At 46.0% G+C, this 15,379-nt stretch carries 14 protein-coding genes, 1 tRNA gene and 1 riboswitch; of the genes, 11 read left to right on the plus strand and 4 right to left on the minus strand.

Going from position 1 to position 15,379, the window contains the following annotated elements:
* The first annotated feature begins 1 nt into the window (after position 1).
* Entirely contained in the window at positions 2 to 979 is a 978-nt protein-coding gene (locus ACSQ8P_RS09135) for an MBL fold metallo-hydrolase (RefSeq protein ID WP_436234889.1), read from the plus strand.
* Between the two features lie 87 nt (positions 980 to 1,066).
* Here ACSQ8P_RS09135 and ACSQ8P_RS09140 read toward each other — a convergent pair whose 3' ends face one another.
* The gene (locus ACSQ8P_RS09140) at positions 1,067 to 2,029 is read right to left on the minus strand and encodes a phosphatidylglycerophosphatase A family protein (protein ID WP_436234890.1); all 963 of its coding nucleotides are present in this window, start codon (positions 2,027 to 2,029) and stop codon (positions 1,067 to 1,069) included.
* A 248-nt stretch (positions 2,030 to 2,277) separates the two neighbouring features.
* On the opposite strand from ACSQ8P_RS09140, the gene ACSQ8P_RS09145 reads away from it, so the two are divergent.
* The 3 genes from ACSQ8P_RS09145 (at position 2,278) to ACSQ8P_RS09155 (ending at position 4,898) form a co-directional block, all read left to right on the plus strand.
* Positions 2,278 to 3,327, plus strand: coding sequence for a GerMN domain-containing protein (locus ACSQ8P_RS09145; protein WP_436234891.1), 1,050 nt, complete (start codon positions 2,278 to 2,280; stop codon positions 3,325 to 3,327).
* Positions 3,328 to 3,508: 181 nt separating this feature from the next.
* Positions 3,509 to 4,267, plus strand: a complete 759-nt coding sequence (gene rph / locus ACSQ8P_RS09150; protein ID WP_436234892.1) for a ribonuclease PH — start codon at positions 3,509 to 3,511, stop codon at positions 4,265 to 4,267.
* On the plus strand, positions 4,251 to 4,898 hold the full coding sequence (locus ACSQ8P_RS09155; RefSeq protein WP_436234893.1) for an XTP/dITP diphosphatase: 648 nt from the start codon (positions 4,251 to 4,253) through the stop codon (positions 4,896 to 4,898). Before rph ends, ACSQ8P_RS09155 begins: the two co-directional genes overlap by 17 nt.
* 68 nt (positions 4,899 to 4,966) lie before the next feature.
* On the opposite strand, the gene asnB is transcribed toward ACSQ8P_RS09155, so the two are convergent.
* A complete protein-coding gene (gene asnB / locus ACSQ8P_RS09160) occupies positions 4,967 to 6,811 on the minus strand; it encodes an asparagine synthase (glutamine-hydrolyzing) (protein ID WP_436234894.1) in 1,845 nt (614 codons plus the stop codon).
* A gap of 177 nt (positions 6,812 to 6,988) precedes the next feature.
* Between asnB and ACSQ8P_RS09165 the strand changes: the two genes are divergently transcribed.
* From ACSQ8P_RS09165 to ACSQ8P_RS09175, 3 genes are all read left to right on the plus strand, one after another.
* The gene (locus ACSQ8P_RS09165) at positions 6,989 to 7,345 is read left to right on the plus strand and encodes a hypothetical protein (RefSeq protein WP_436234895.1); all 357 of its coding nucleotides are present in this window, start codon (positions 6,989 to 6,991) and stop codon (positions 7,343 to 7,345) included.
* A 46-nt stretch (positions 7,346 to 7,391) separates the two neighbouring features.
* Complete coding sequence (locus ACSQ8P_RS09170; protein ID WP_082595252.1) at positions 7,392 to 7,505, plus strand: DUF4023 family protein; 114 nt, start codon at positions 7,392 to 7,394, stop codon at positions 7,503 to 7,505.
* Between the two features lie 179 nt (positions 7,506 to 7,684).
* Positions 7,685 to 7,816, plus strand: a complete 132-nt coding sequence (locus ACSQ8P_RS09175) for a hypothetical protein (protein WP_436234896.1) — start codon at positions 7,685 to 7,687, stop codon at positions 7,814 to 7,816.
* Positions 7,817 to 7,875: 59 nt separating this feature from the next.
* On the opposite strand, the gene metE is transcribed toward ACSQ8P_RS09175, so the two are convergent.
* On the minus strand, positions 7,876 to 10,173 hold the full coding sequence (gene metE / locus ACSQ8P_RS09180; protein WP_436234897.1) for a 5-methyltetrahydropteroyltriglutamate--homocysteine S-methyltransferase: 2,298 nt from the start codon (positions 10,171 to 10,173) through the stop codon (positions 7,876 to 7,878).
* A gap of 150 nt (positions 10,174 to 10,323) precedes the next feature.
* A riboswitch (cobalamin riboswitch) is annotated at positions 10,324 to 10,523 on the minus strand.
* A 200-nt stretch (positions 10,524 to 10,723) separates the two neighbouring features.
* Positions 10,724 to 10,797: transfer RNA gene (locus tag ACSQ8P_RS09185), tRNA-Arg, on the minus strand.
* Positions 10,798 to 10,958: 161 nt separating this feature from the next.
* Here ACSQ8P_RS09185 and ACSQ8P_RS09190 point away from each other — a divergent pair.
* From ACSQ8P_RS09190 to clpX, 4 genes are all read left to right on the plus strand, one after another.
* Positions 10,959 to 11,870: a hypothetical protein gene (locus ACSQ8P_RS09190; RefSeq protein WP_436234898.1), complete on the plus strand. Its 912-nt coding sequence runs from the start codon at positions 10,959 to 10,961 to the stop codon at positions 11,868 to 11,870.
* A gap of 110 nt (positions 11,871 to 11,980) precedes the next feature.
* The gene (tig, locus tag ACSQ8P_RS09195) at positions 11,981 to 13,282 is read left to right on the plus strand and encodes a trigger factor (protein WP_436234899.1); all 1,302 of its coding nucleotides are present in this window, start codon (positions 11,981 to 11,983) and stop codon (positions 13,280 to 13,282) included.
* A 195-nt stretch (positions 13,283 to 13,477) separates the two neighbouring features.
* Positions 13,478 to 14,068, plus strand: coding sequence for an ATP-dependent Clp endopeptidase proteolytic subunit ClpP (gene clpP, locus ACSQ8P_RS09200; protein ID WP_056610292.1), 591 nt, complete (start codon positions 13,478 to 13,480; stop codon positions 14,066 to 14,068).
* Between the two features lie 12 nt (positions 14,069 to 14,080).
* On the plus strand, positions 14,081 to 15,349 hold the full coding sequence (gene clpX / locus ACSQ8P_RS09205) for an ATP-dependent protease ATP-binding subunit ClpX (protein ID WP_056610294.1): 1,269 nt from the start codon (positions 14,081 to 14,083) through the stop codon (positions 15,347 to 15,349).
* Positions 15,350 to 15,379: the final 30 nt, after the last annotated feature.

Below are 15,379 nucleotides of genomic sequence, written 5' to 3' on the forward strand. Positions count from 1 at the left end.
TATGAACGTCGTGACCGTACATACAGATGAAATTACACAAGTAAAGGTGCCTTTGCCATTCCCTTTGCGTTGGGTGAATGCTTACCTGATACGTGGCCGTAACGGTTACACTGTGATTGATCCGGGACTGCACACCCCAGAAGCGGAAGTGCTTTGGGAGCAAGTGCTCAAGGAGCAAGGGATCGGATATGAGCACGTAGAGCAAATCGTTCTCACCCACCACCACCCCGACCACTACGGGATGGCCGGTTGGTTCCAAGAGCGCACGGGCGCGCCGGTTCTCCTATCGGAGACCGGATACGCGCAGGTGCAGCTCCTGTGGGGCCCGGAGCAGCCGATGTCTCCGCTGCTCCTCGAGCTTTTCGCCCGGCATGGCTTCCCCGAAGCCGGGCTGGAAGAGATGACGAAGCACATGGTGAGCTTCGTCGATCTGGTTTCTCCGCAGCCGCAGGTTACCCTGCTGCGTGAAGGACCTGTGCGCCTCGGCGACCGCGTCTATAAAGCCATCGAGACCCCCGGCCATGCCGCGGGGCATCTCGTCTTCTATGACGCTGAGGCGCAGGTGATATTTTGCGGCGACCATGTCCTGCCGCAAATATCACCGAACGTTTCCTTCCTCCCGCAGGTGGAAGAAAACCCGCTCGGCGCGTACTTGAGCAGCCTGCAGGAGATCAGCAGGCTGCCGGTTGTGATGGCTTACCCGGGGCACCGGGAGCCATGGCAGGGATTTGGCGCGCGCGCAGAGGAGCTCGTGCGCCATCACCATGAGCGGCTTTCGCTCATGGAAGGGCAGCTAAGCGCGCCGCAGAGCGCTTATGAGGTGTGCCGGGCGACGTTCGGCGACCGGCTGAGCGTGCACCAGCTGCGATTCGCGCTGTCGGAGACGATCGCGCACTTGATTCTGCTGGAGGCCGAAGGCCGTATCCAGCAGGTGGATCCGCAGGCAGATCGCGTGTACTACGTCGCGATATCCAAATAAATGAAATCCCCCTTCAACGCTACTAGTTGAAGGGGGATTTTTGTCTATACATAGCGGAAGGTAGATCCGCTATTTGCTCCAAAACAGTTACTTCAACGGCTTACTATACGTTGGTGTATGGTTATGCGCTAACCGACCACAAGCTGCTGCCACAATTCCGCATACCATATCGTCGATAAACGTATTGCACTTGCCATCAGTGTGATCACTGTCGAGCCTTTCGATAATACCAATTTTGGCTTTATCGAGATAGCCGAAATTCGTAAGTGCAATAGTCCCGTACATGAGAGGGACGGCAGTTGCGATGCTTTCATCTACGCCGAAAAGTCCTTCGTCCATCCCCACAATATGATTGTATTGAGGGTTGAATTCCTTAGCTTCGACAGCTGTATCAATCTTGATCGCGAGCTGAAGCGCATGAAAGGTTTGCTGTTTGCGAAGGACCGCCAGAATATGCTCTTCACAGAGACTACGGGGCATATCTGGATTGTAAGGACGTTGCAACTGATCAAGAATCTCGACCATATCATCCAGAAGCACACCTCGTGCCTCGAGCATTTGCAGGTTGCGTTTGGAGTAATCCATCTTCACGCTATCCGAAATAATGACACTTGCGGTTGATGCGACAATCGCACAAATCCCCTTGGAGATGAAGGATTTAGGTCTTTTTGTCGGAAAAAAGAAGCGGAATTTGCAGTCGATGAAGCCGAATAGCGATATCGCACCGCTCCCGTATAATCCGCAAATCGACATCGCAATTGTGCGATGTACGTTATAGGCAGGGTCTTTCATGCTAGCTAGCAGCTCAGCATCATGTTTCACCTTTTTTTGAAGCTCCATCAGAGTAGACATGACGTTGAATGTTTCCGTCTTACTTAATACTCCGAGCAGGGTGGTTGTAATCAAGTCGGAGGGGATTTTCTTGATACCTTTTATTTCAACAAGCAATCTAGCAACAGCTTCCTCGATGACAGCTTGTGGATAATGACTGAAAACCTCTTCTCGAAATTCATTGAAAATGAGGGTCTTTTCCTTCAAAAATGTTCTCATAACAAGACCTCCTTGATCAAATATCAGAAAGCAGTTGTTGCACTTAATAAGCTGGTATTCAGTATAGCATATGAGTTCGAATTGGCGAAGATCGGTGATCATACCCTTAGTCATTGTGTTTTTTTGTGAATCATAAAAAGGTGGACAAAAAGTAGTTATAAATCGGACAAAGCCTCGTATACATAGTAATACGAAAAAGCATCGTACAGGCCATGCGAATAGCAAAAATCGAAGGAGGAAATAAGCAAATGAAACATCAACATTGGATTCGTTCAGCCGCTTTAGCGGGGGTGATTGTTCTACTGACCACGGGATGTTCGATTTTGGGCACCGGAAAGAAGAGTGACATCGATGCACCTCCTGGGGCGGGTACAGACGTAGATGTGAAGACGACTTCAGCTGCGGTTACAGTCGACATGTCTGAAGATATTACGTCACAAATGACGGTGTATGTGAAAGATGCCAAAGGCTTCGTTACACCGTTAAGTCTAGCGTTGCCTAAGACAGTCTCTGTTGCTAAGACGACTTTAGAGTACATGGTGGACGGCGGTCCAGAAACGAGTCAGTTGCCTTCAGGTTTCCAAGCTCTTCTACCGAAGGGGACTAAGGTTATTAGCTTAAATGTAAAATCAGACAAAAGTGCTACGGTTGATTTCTCGAAAGAGTTCCTTAACTATGATGTGAAGGATGAGCGCAAGCTCCTTGAGGCCATCACGTGGAACTTGACGAACTTCCCTACGATCGATAAGGTTCAGCTGCGTGTAGATGGCAAAGACCTGAAAGAGATGCCGAAGGGCCGAACACCACTAGATGCACCATTGGCGCGCACGATGGGGATCAATCTGGAGAAAGCAGAGGATACCGAATTTGGTCAAGCTACACCGGTGACTCTCTACTTCTTAAATCAAAATGATCAAAATTACAAATATTATGTCCCTGTGACACGCCTTATAAAGAGAACGGATGATGTTGCGAAGGCTGTTGTCGAGCAATTAATTAAAGGTCCGGATCAGAAGAAGGGACTTGCTGCTGTCCTAAATGCAACAACAGAGCTGAAGAGTATTAAGCCAGGCGAGGGTCTAATCACCGTGGACTTCTCCAACAAGCTGCTGGGTACGGATCAGAAAGCTTCAGCGGATGCGTTGCAATCAGTCATCTTGTCATTAACGGAGAACACCACATTTAAACAAGTGCAAATTAAGGTGGATGGCGCTGTAAAAATTACTTCTACAGATAATCAAAACTACAGTAAGCCTGTCCTGAGACCAGCGCATATTAATCCTGCGATCAAGCTTTAATATCATTGATAAACTTACGTTCCACCAGGTGATTCCGACGTTCTAAAACGGAGGAGTCCCTGGTGGTTTTTCGGTTTTTTCTATATTCATTTGCGTTAAGGTGCTTTTCCTTGATGAGTTTGTTACAATGGGGCGTAAGGATTAGAGCTTTAGATGTAGCTACAGGAGGAGAAAGACATTTATGAGAATTGGTGGAAGAACGGATCAAGAACTGCGACCTATGCAAATAACCCCTCATTATATAAAACACGCAGAAGGATCGGTCCTCATTGAGGTCGGGGATACGAAAGTCATTTGTACAGCAACGGTTGAAGAGCGTGTTCCTCCTTTTATGAAAGGGCAAGGGAAAGGCTGGGTTACAGCAGAGTATTCAATGCTGCCGCGGGCAACACAAGTTCGAAATCAGCGTGAAGCGGCAAAAGGTAAGCTCGGTGGACGCACGATGGAAATTCAACGTCTTATCGGTCGAGCATTACGTTCGGTAGTCAGCTTGGAAGCGCTAGGTGAAAGATCCATTACGCTGGACTGCGATGTGATACAAGCAGATGGCGGTACACGTACAGCATCCATTACTGGTGCTTTCGTAGCGATGGCTTTTGCAATCAACAAGCTTGCTAATGATAAAAACCTTGTAAAGTTCCCAATCAATGACTTCCTGGCGGCTGTCAGTGTAGGCGTTATTGGAAATACCCCGAAGCTGGATCTTAATTACGAAGAGGATTCCAAAGCAAAAGTGGATATGAACGTCGTGATGACGGGACGAGGTCAATTCGTTGAAGTTCAAGGAACAGGTGAGGATGCGCCTTTTTCCCGTAATGAGCTTGATGAATTACTGGCGTTAGCAGAAGCGGGGATTAACACCATGATTGAAGTGCAATCCGGTGTGCTAGGGCCGATCGCAGATCGTATTCGAGGTGCTGGGCATGCGGCTACAAAGTAATTTTGTTGTCATCGCAACACGTAATGAGGGTAAGGTGAAAGAGTTCGCCAAGCTTTTCGGAGCTAAAGGTTATAAGGTTCGAAGCTTAGCGGATTACTCGGATTTGCCTGAAATTGTGGAGAGTGGGAAGACCTTTGCAGAGAACGCGCGGATCAAGGCACAGATCATCTCTGCACATCTTCATGTACCTGTACTTGCAGATGATTCTGGTTTATGCGTTACAGCACTAGGTGGTGATCCAGGTGTATATTCGGCTCGCTACGCGGGAGAAGACGCAACGGATGCTGACAATAATGCCAGACTACTTCAAGCTTTGCATGAGTTGGAAGATCGGATCGAGCTCTCTGCCGGGGATGGCCACCCTACATTACTTAGTGAGGCTTCCTTCGTTTGTGCACTCACTTTAATTGATCCCGTGGCGAATGAAGTGATCGAAGCAGAGGATGTCTGCCAAGGCTTTATCATTCATGAGGAGCGTGGCGAAGGCGGATTTGGTTACGATCCTTTATTCTACATCCCATCCCTTGGCAGAACGATGGCCGAGTTGACGGTGGAAGAGAAGAATGAAATGAGCCACCGCGCCAAAGCCTTGCGTATGTTCTTGGATCAGCTTCCTGATCAAACGAACTAAAACACAAAAAGACCTGCAACCACGTGAATGCGTGGACGCAGGTCTTTTCATTATCACTGCAATCTCATCTATCGGATCGAGATCTTATATGTTCGCAGCCAAGTATCCACTTGAGCTAAATAAGCGAATAGCTGAGGACCCGTCATTAACTGACCGAACCAAGGGAGGTCGAAATCATTCGACTCGGAGCTGGCGAGTGCGCGAATCTTTTTGACATCAATAAAAGGCAAGATAGGGGATGAAGGATCATCTAGAATTTCCAATACCCATTTTCTTACGGCAGTTAAATAATTCGGGTTGTGTGTTTTCGGATATGGACTTTTCTTCCTCGTCAGAACATCTTCAGGCAATACACCTCTTAATGCTTGACGTAAAATGCCTTTTTCCCTGTCTCCGGATGTTTTAATTTCCCATGGAATGTTCCACACGTATTCAACCAGGCGGTGATCACAGAAGGGGACGCGTACCTCGAGGCCGACGGCCATACTCATGCGGTCCTTACGATCAAGCAACGTAGGCATGAAACGCGTGATATTCAAATAGGACATTTCCCGCATCCGATTCTGCTGCTTTGTTTCCCCTGCTAAGCGAGGCACCTCGCTTAAGGCTTGCTGGTATCGATTACTGACGTATTCGACAGGCTTAATCCAATCGACGAAGTCTGGCGCAAGCAGATCGACCCGATTCGCGAGCTTGAGTGACCATGGGAACGTGTTTGCTTCTAGTGCTTCTGTATTGTGGAACCAAGGGTATCCGCCGAATATTTCGTCAGCAGCTTCTCCAGAGATCGCAACCGTAGCTTCCTTCTTGATTTCTCGGCAAAATAAATAGAGAGACCCGTCGACATCTGCCATCCCTGGTGTATCACGTGCTATCACCGCTGTCTTCAGTGATTCGACAAGCTCCGGTGTATCGAATTCAATGTAGTGATGCTCCGTACCTAAATGCTCAGTCATCCTTTTGATCCAAGGAGCGTCCGAGTTCGGTTGGAACAAGTTCGCTTTGAAATGCTTATCGTTATCCTTGTAGTCCACGGAAAAAGTATGAAGCGGTCCTTTTCCGCTTTCCTTGTAATGCGTCGCAGCGAGCGCGGTAAGTGCGCTAGAATCAAGTCCGCCTGAAAGGAGCGTACAGATGGGGACGTCAGAAACGAGTTGGCGCTCTGAAGTGTCCCGGAGCAATTGCTGTACCTGCGCGGCTGTACTAGCGATATCATCAGGATGCTGATGGCTTTCGAGCTTCCAGTACGTTCGAATGGATAAGCCATTCCGATCAAAAATAGCAAATTGACCAGGCTTCAGCTCAGACATGTTGCGATAAATCCCATGTCCAGGCGTTCTAGCCGGTCCGACAGCGAATATCTCAGCAAAGCCTTCGGCGCCAACCTCTGCTTTGAAATCAGGGTGGGCTAGAATGGCTTTCGGTTCAGAGCCGAATAATAGTACACTATCCTGATGGGAATAAAAAAGAGGCTTAACGCCGAGTCTGTCCCGTACTAGGGTCAGTGATTGCTCTTGGTCATTCCAGGCCGCGAAAGCAAAGATGCCGTTCAGGCGGTCTATACATGCTTTTCCCCACTCGATAAAGGCAACGAGAAGGACTTCGGTATCACATGTTGTTCGAAATTGATGGCCGCGAAGCTCGAGCTCTTTTTTTAACTCTGGGGCATTATAGAGTTCGCCATTATATACGATGGTATACGTGTAGTCGCCTTGTTTACGGACCATTGGCTGAGCGCCATTCTCAGGATCCATTACACTTAGACGTCGATGTCCGAGGGCACAATGCTGTGAAATCCAGGTACCTGTTGCATCAGGTCCGCGCAGTTGGAGCGTTTCCGTCATATTTTCTAGAATGGACGGGTACCCGGTCAAGTCTTTCCGCCAATCTATCCAACCCGTTATTCCGCACATAGACGTTCCTTCCTTTCTTTTTGAAGAGAGCATAATGATAAATGGTATGCGAATGAAAGGTATTAAATGTCTGTCCGGAACAGGACCAAAGTTAGCAGAGCGTGGTTTTTGTGTTTTCTTCACGAGACTGTTACAATCAATCCAAAGTACCCCATTATATAAACAAAGGTGATGACAATGGGAATAAAATATTCAAGAGCTCAAGTTGATTATTTAGCATCGAAAGAGCACTTTTTACAAATTAGCTCGCAAGCGGATAACCGAATTGAAAATTTAAAAAGTGATGGCGTTGAATTGGGTCAAGCTGAAATGGAAGAGATTATTGAAAAGGTTGGCTTGCATCGCGCCTACAACGAACTGGTACAGGCTGAGAATGTATTGATTAATTGGACACAAACAGCGATTAAATCCGAGCCTGAATTTATACAAAATCGAGCAACTTTTGAATCTTTATACGAAAAAGCACAAAAAGATGTGGAGTTCAGAGCTGCAATAATTAATTTGGCAATGCGATTAAATACTGACCTTGCGTGACATTCTATAAGGGTAATGCCATTCTTTATTCAGGAGGCGAGTGCTCATGGATAGTCATTTCATTAGCAAGCTGCATGAGAAGCAGAGGAAAGCCGAGAAGAATAAAAGGACACAAGGTGACGGTCATACAGGCAAAAATTTGCCTCACAAGATGCACTAACGTCGTTTGGCATGAACAAGAGCCTGTAGGGTGATCCCTACAGGCTTTTTGTTGCGCTCCAGCATATATGCTTACCTAACTTTATGCCAGACAGAAGGAAAGGATAACCAGCATAGTCAGTACGGAAACCCTCCATACTAAGGTGGCGTTCATTCTATAAATAGAAGGAGTTGCTTACCATGGGTAAAAAGAAAAGTATGATGCAGAAAACACAAAGTACGGTCGATCACTCGAAGCAATCATCTCGCATTCAATCGAATCTCGATTCAACGGAGCCGGGACATCACCAGCCAAATAGGCCATCCGTGTAGGCGAAATCTAACAGCAATCAGCACCCTTGCTTGCAAATGCAGCGGGGTGTTTTTCAATTTTAAGAAGGAATCAATTCACTCCGACTTGCACGGAACAGCTTAGCAGCCTCAACCATAACGCGTAGTGCGGCTACAGTCTCATCTTTACCACGTGTTTTCAAGCCGCAATCTGGATTGATCCAGAAAAGCTCAGGTTCAAGGACCTTAAGTGCACGCTCGATCATTTCAACCATTTCCGTTACAGATGGAACACGCGGACTATGAATGTCATAAACCCCAAGCCCAATTCCTTGATCATACGTATGCTCCTCGAAGCTGTGAATCAGCTCACCGTGACTTCTCGATGTTTCAATCGAAATGACGTCTGCATCTAGCGCTCTGATCGCGTCTATAATGTCATGGAACTCGCAATAGCACATATGTGTATGGATTTGAGTTTCATCGTTCACAGTTGCTGTAGACAAACGGAATGCCAGGACAGCCCAATCGAGATAAGCTTGCCAGTCTCTCTTCTTCAGAGGTAGGCCTTCACGAAGCGCAGGCTCATCCACTTGAATCATCTCAATGCCAGCTTGCTCTAGGGCCTCTACTTCATGGCGCAAGGCCAAGGCGATCTGATAGGCAACTTGTTCGCGGGAAATATCGCTGCGGACAAATGACCAGTTCAGAATCGTAATCGGTCCTGTCAGCATACCTTTTACTGGCTTACTTGTTAGCGATTGGGCGAACTTCGTTTCTTTAACTGTCATCTCTTGCACGAATTCCACGTCACCGAAAATAACAGGCGGTTTCACACAACGAGAACCATACGATTGAACCCAGCCGTTCGATGTAAAAGCAAAGCCATCCAGCTTTTCACCGAAAAACTCCACCATATCCGTACGCTCAAATTCTCCGTGCACAAGCACATCGAGTCCAAGCTCATCTTGAAGATGAATCCATTCAGTGATCTGTTCTTGAATGAATGCTTCATATTGTTCAGGTGTCCATTCGCCGCTACGCCAATTTTTACGAGCATTTCGGACTTCAACTGTTTGTGGAAATGACCCAATCGTCGTAGTAGGCAAGAAAGGGAGCTGCCATTTGGCTGTTTGGAGTCCTCTGCGTGTTGTGAAGGAGCTGTTTCGATCAGAAGGCTGTTGCCCGATATTCGCGATCGCTTGCTGGACTATGGCTTTGTTACGATACGAGGACGCATTAAGGTTAGCGATTGCCGTCTGATTCAGATCTAATTCCAATTGCATGGGATCTTGGCGTTGAATAGCTTTAGTCAATATAGAAAGCTCAGTCAACTTTTCTTCTGCAAATGCTAGAGCATCCCGCAATACAGGCTCAAGTTTATTTTCTTTACGCGTGGAAACAGGGACATGCAGCAAGCTGGATGAAGGCTGCAGCACCATGCGCTCATAGGGGACGATTGCTTCAAGCTGGGCAAGGAATTCAAGCTGCCTGCTCAAATCTGTCCGCCAAATATTGCGTCCATCTAGAATACCAACGCCAAGCACTTTATCCGCTGGGAAGCCATAGGTTTGGAGATTGCTCCAGTTCAAATCAAAGCCATGGATGAAATCAAGACCAATCCCATGAACGGGAAGGGAAATCAGATCTTGGTAATGATCGACGGCATCAAAATACGTTTGAATACTGATTTTAAGTGCTGGTGCAGCTGCCGCCAGAGTAACGTAGATGTGTTTAACACGTCCGAGATCTTCTGAGCTAAGGGACTGTACGAGTATCGGCTCATCAATTTGTACCCATTTCACACCTTCCTCGGACAGCTCAGTCAAAATACGAGCATAGAGCGGCAGAAACAACGCGATTAAACGATCGATTTCTTCCGCTTTATAACCCTTGGCTAGCTTAAGGAAAGTAAATAAGCCGAGAAGGACTGGCTTACCTTCGATACCTAGCTTTTGCTTCGCTTCACGGTAAGCTTCAAGTGGTTTATTGATGGTTAGTTCTGGCTGAGCGTCCTGTAACTCGGGAACGATGTAATGATAATTGGTATTGAACCATTTCGTCATTTCACAAGCTGTCGCACCTTGACTGCCGCGAGCCATCGCATAGTACGTCGCTAGTGGCACTTGGCCGCCTGTGTACGGGAAACGCTTTGGAACAAGTCCGAACATTGTGGATGTGTCCAGCACGTGATCATATAGGCTGAAGTCGCCTACAGGAATAAGATCAATCCCTTTTTGCTGCTGCAAGCGCAGGTTGTGTAGACGAATGTCTTCAATTTGCTTTGTAAACTCGTTCTCATCCAATTTGCCGGACCAGAAGGCCTCTAGCGCTTTCTTCCACTCACGGTTCTCGCCAATTCTTGGATATCCTAAATTACTGTTTATAAGTGCGCACATGGGGTAATCCTCCTCAAATTTTGCTGGTATACGAATCTCTGGAAATCAAAAAAGGGCATCTCTAACCTTAATAAAAAAGGTTAAAGATACCCTGTGTATGTGTATACAGTGTTTACTATCTCTAACACCTCCCTATCTCCCGTAGGTAAAACAGTGCTGTCAGAATTAGGCAGGTCTCCTGGCTCCAGAATCCTCGTCAAACGCCAGCCTTCCCGATCTTTCGATCAGTGGCATTGGAGGCGTTGACTCCTCTGTTACAGTGGCGGGACCGCGTCGGTTTTACACCGAACTTCCCTTTTAAGCTCTCGTTTGATTGACAAAACAAGAGCACCTATTCCCACAATATGCAATTGTGAATACTATACATGATATCGCACATCATGCAAAGACTTTTGTTTTTTTAATATAGAATTTATAAATTTTACCTATTAAGATGGCTATATTTCTCCATAAACGCTCTCGTGCAAGAAGGACGGTGTAGCCGTTTATTTTGTATGTTTTGGAAATAAAAAAAGACCGCGATTTCTCGCGGTCTTTCCTCTTACTTTGACGTCCCAGGAGGGATTCGAACCCCCGACCGCACGCTTAGAAGGCGTGTGCTCTATCCAGCTGAGCTACTGAGACCTATGACACTTCTTACCGCCTGGACGAGATCCGTTTGGCGAAGCAAGAGTTAATATATCATAACGTATAATGCGAGTCAACTTCATTTTTAAATATTTTTGCAATCATTTGGATGATGAAGTAAACTGGCACAAGCGAGACCATGAACAGAGGTGATCCCTATGTCAGATCCTACTTTGGATAATGTCATCCTTTTTCCTAAAACAGAGCAGTTCTATGAAGACGAGTTAACGAAGCTGTTACGCTCCGAGCAGTATAAAGAAGCACTGGAGATGCTTACTTTTTTGCTGCAATTTCCTAATGTCGATGCGAATAAGTCTGATCAATGGGAAGCCCTGCGCCACTGGCTGCTTACCATGTTTCCAGAAACGATGTTCTCATCATCCGTAACTGAGGAAGAGGACTCGGAGGAAGAGTCCGCTTTGTTACGCCAGTATATTCATGATAAATCAGCTTCGGATGACGGTGCTTTTGTGATGAAGCTTCAAAACATGCTGCAAGAAGGTTCGCTAGAGGGACAAGTAAGTGCTTTGGAGCAGCTTGCTTTTATCGAGCAACCTGAGGTGAGTCAATTCGTGAAGAAATGGCTTTGCGAAAGGCCCAGACATCCTCATCTTCAATTCAAAGCGTTACAGACACTTAAGCAAATGGGGGAGCACGGGTTGATTGAGTTCCCCAAGAATGGCCGAACGGTTCTCGTCGAAATCGATGAGACGCCGCTTACGTCGGAGGATTTTCCATTGCGAATTCGTGATATGATTCGCAGAGTCGGGGACATTAGTGAAATAAGCCAACCTGACTTTGTCTACTTTGCAACTCAGACATGGCAGGAGTTTCTTGCCTATGCGTACGGCACCTCGATTTACACGGAGCTGCTAAGGGCAGAAGAAAGCGCGGTAGACGTGTGGGCCTCTGCGCTGCATGCGATTTTGCAAGACAAATTGTTTGGTACGGTTGATCGAGATGAGCTGCTAGAGACTTATGGTATCGTGGATGCGATGACACTGCAGTGGAAGCGCGCGCACAACGTGCTGACCGCTTTTGTAAAGCAATTTAGCCCAGATCCAGGTTAAGAACAAAGCTCGCTTGAAATGAAAATGTTATATGGTATAATAGAATGGTTATAATGAGCTTAACGTGAAAAATATATGTCATGGTACATTTTTGGAGGGGAAGGCATAAAATGAAAGCAAGTTGGGAAAAAATAGAGAAGAACGTTGGCGTTCTTGAAGTTGAAGTTGGGGCAGAGCGCGTTGCAGATGCTTTGGATAAGGCATTTAAAAAGGTATCAGCGAAAGTGAATGTTCCAGGATTCCGTAAAGGGAAAGTGCCTCGTTCAATCTTTGAAGCTAAATTCGGTGTTGAGAGCCTGTATCAAGATGCTTTGGATATCATTTTGCCAGAAGTTTACGTTGAAGCGATTGAAGAGGTTAAAATCGAGCCTGTAGATCGTCCAGAAGTAGATGTTGAGCAATTTGGTAAAGGTCAAGTCTTGAAATTCAAAGCTAAAGTAACAGTTAAGCCTGAAGTAGCGCTTGGTGACTACAAAGGTATCGAAGTAGAAGCGGTTAATGCTTCTGTGTCTGAAGAAGAATTGAATGAAGAGCTTGCACGTTTGCAACAACGTCATGCTGAATTGGTTGTTCTTGAAGAAGGACAAGCTGCTAACGGCGATGTCGTAATCATTGATTTCGAAGGATTCGTTGATGAAGTAGCATTCGAAGGCGGTAAAGCGGAGAAGTATTCCCTTGAGCTTGGATCCAATTCATTCATCCCAGGCTTCGAAGAGCAACTTGTTGGTCTTGGTAAGGACGAAGAGAAAGACGTTAACGTCAGCTTCCCTGAAAACTACCATTCCGAAGATCTGAAAGGCAAAGCAGCTGTGTTTAAAGTGAAACTTCACGATATCAAACGCAAAAACCTGCCTGAGCTTGATGATGAGTTCGCAAAAGACGTAAGTGAGTTCGATACGCTTGTTGAGTACAAAGAAGAGCTTCAAAAACGTATGCAAGAGCGTAAAGAGAAAGATTCCGAAGCTGCACTTGAAACTGCAGTTGTTGAGAAAGCTGCTGCTAACGCAGAAGTTGAAATTCCAGGTTCGATGGTTGAAGCTGAGCTTGATATCATGGTGAAAGAATTCGAAAGACGTCTTCGCTCCCAAGGCATGACGCTTGAGATCTACTACCAGTTCTCCGGTCAAAACGAGAGCGCATTGAAAGAACAAATGAAAGAAGATGCTGAGAAGCGTGTTCGTAACAACCTTGTTCTTGAAGCTATCGCAGCTGCAGAAAAAATCACAGTTTCCGACGAAGAAGTTGACGCGGAACTTGAGAAATATGCACCGTCTTACCAAAAATCAACAGCTGAACTTCGTGAGCTGTTTGCTTCAAACGGATCTCTTGAAGGTCTTAGCAACGATCTAGTAATCAGAAAAACGGTTGATTTCTTGCTTCAAAATAGCAAGCATGTTTCCGCAGCCGTGTAAATAAGGTAAGTAAAGGCACGTACGCAAGCAACGTGCCTTTCTTTTACCCTAATTTACGTCTAAACGCCTTAGTACATATGTATTACCGCTTACATAGCTGATTTCAGAAAAATGACATTGTTGCCCAATCGTGTTAAACTGTAATTGAATCTCAAGTGAGAGAACATGGCGCTTGCCGCAAAAGGAGTTGGTACAATGAGTCTTATTCCTATGGTTGTAGAACAAGAGGCTCGTGGGGAGCGTTCCTACGATATCTACTCGCGTTTACTTAAGGACCGCATAATCTTCATCGGGACCGCTATTGATGACGATGTGGCTAATTTGGTCATTGCCCAGCTGCTCTTTTTATCCGCCCAGGACCCTGAAAAAGATATTCACTTATATATCAACTCACCTGGTGGGTCTGTTACGGCTGGAATGGGTATCTTTGATACCATGCAGTTTATTAAACCGGATGTATCTACGATTTGTGTAGGTATGGCCGCAAGTATGGGGTCTTTGCTGTTAACAGCAGGAGCCAAAGGTAAGCGATACGCGCTGCCGAATGCAGAAGTAATGATTCACCAACCGCTCGGCGGTGTTAGAGGTCAAGCAACCGATATCAAAATCCATGCGGATTGGATTATCAAGACCAAGAATAAACTCAACCAGATTTACGTGGACCGAACGGGACAGCCGCTTGAAAAGATCGAAAGAGACACCGACCGGGATAACTTTATGAGCGCTGAAGAAGCGAAGGCATACGGGTTAATCGACGAGGTTATCACTCGAAACGACTTGAAATAAAGGAGTGATCCCATGTTTAAATTTAACGATGAAAAAGGCCAACTCAAATGTTCCTTTTGTGGAAAATCCCAGGACCAAGTTCGTAAACTTGTTGCCGGACCGGGAGTTTACATTTGTGATGAATGTATAGAGCTTTGTACGGAGATTGTGGAAGAAGAATTAGGGCATGAAGAAGAACTGGATCTGAAAGATGTTCCGAAACCAAAGGAAATTCGTAATATCTTGGATCAATACGTTATTGGTCAAGAACAAGCGAAGAAATCCTTGGCTGTTGCCGTGTATAACCACTACAAACGGATCAACTCGCAGAACAAGCTTGAAGATGTTGAGCTTCAAAAAAGTAATATCGTCCTTCTAGGGCCTACAGGAAGTGGTAAAACACTTCTTGCGCAAACACTTGCGAAAATTTTGAATGTGCCATTTGCAATTGCGGATGCAACTTCATTGACAGAAGCTGGTTATGTAGGGGAAGATGTCGAAAACATCTTGCTCAAACTGATCCAAGCAGCTGATTACGATGTTGAAAAAGCAGAGCGCGGCATTATCTATATCGATGAGATTGATAAAGTTGCACGTAAATCCGAGAACCCATCCATTACACGCGATGTTTCCGGTGAAGGTGTACAACAAGCTCTTCTCAAAATTCTTGAAGGCACAGTAGCTTCCGTACCTCCACAAGGTGGGCGTAAGCATCCGCATCAAGAATTCATTCAAATCGACACGACGAATATTCTCTTTATTTGTGGTGGAGCATTTGATGGTTTAGAGCAAATTATCAAACGCAGAATAGGTAAAAAAGTGATTGGATTTAGCACAGATGGCATGAAAGTTGACTTGAAACCAGGTGAATACCTATCGATGGTCCTTCCTGAGGATCTGTTGAGATTCGGTTTGATTCCGGAGTTCGTAGGTCGTTTGCCGGTTATTTCAACACTAGAGCCGCTTGATGAAGCTGCGCTTGTGCGTATTCTTTCCGAGCCTAAGAATGCGCTCGTGAAGCAGTACCAGAAGATGCTCGAGATGGATAACGTTTCGCTTGAATTTGACGCAGAAGCACTTGATGCGATTGCCAAAGAAGCGATTAAACGGAATACCGGTGCTCGTGGTCTAAGGGCCATCATTGAAAGCATTATGCTTGATGTGATGTTTGAAGTTCCTTCAAGAACGGATGTATCTTCTTGTGTCGTTTCCAAAGAAACGGTACAAAACAAGATTACGCCTGTTCTGACAACCAAAGAAGGCGCACAGCCTTCTGGTAAGAAGAAGGAAGAAAGTGCGTAACCTATAATTTTATAAATGAACACACAGCCT

The sequence above is a fragment of the Paenibacillus sp. LjRoot153 genome (assembly GCF_964253085.1).
GTDB lineage: Bacteria > Bacillota > Bacilli > Paenibacillales > NBRC-103111 > Paenibacillus_E.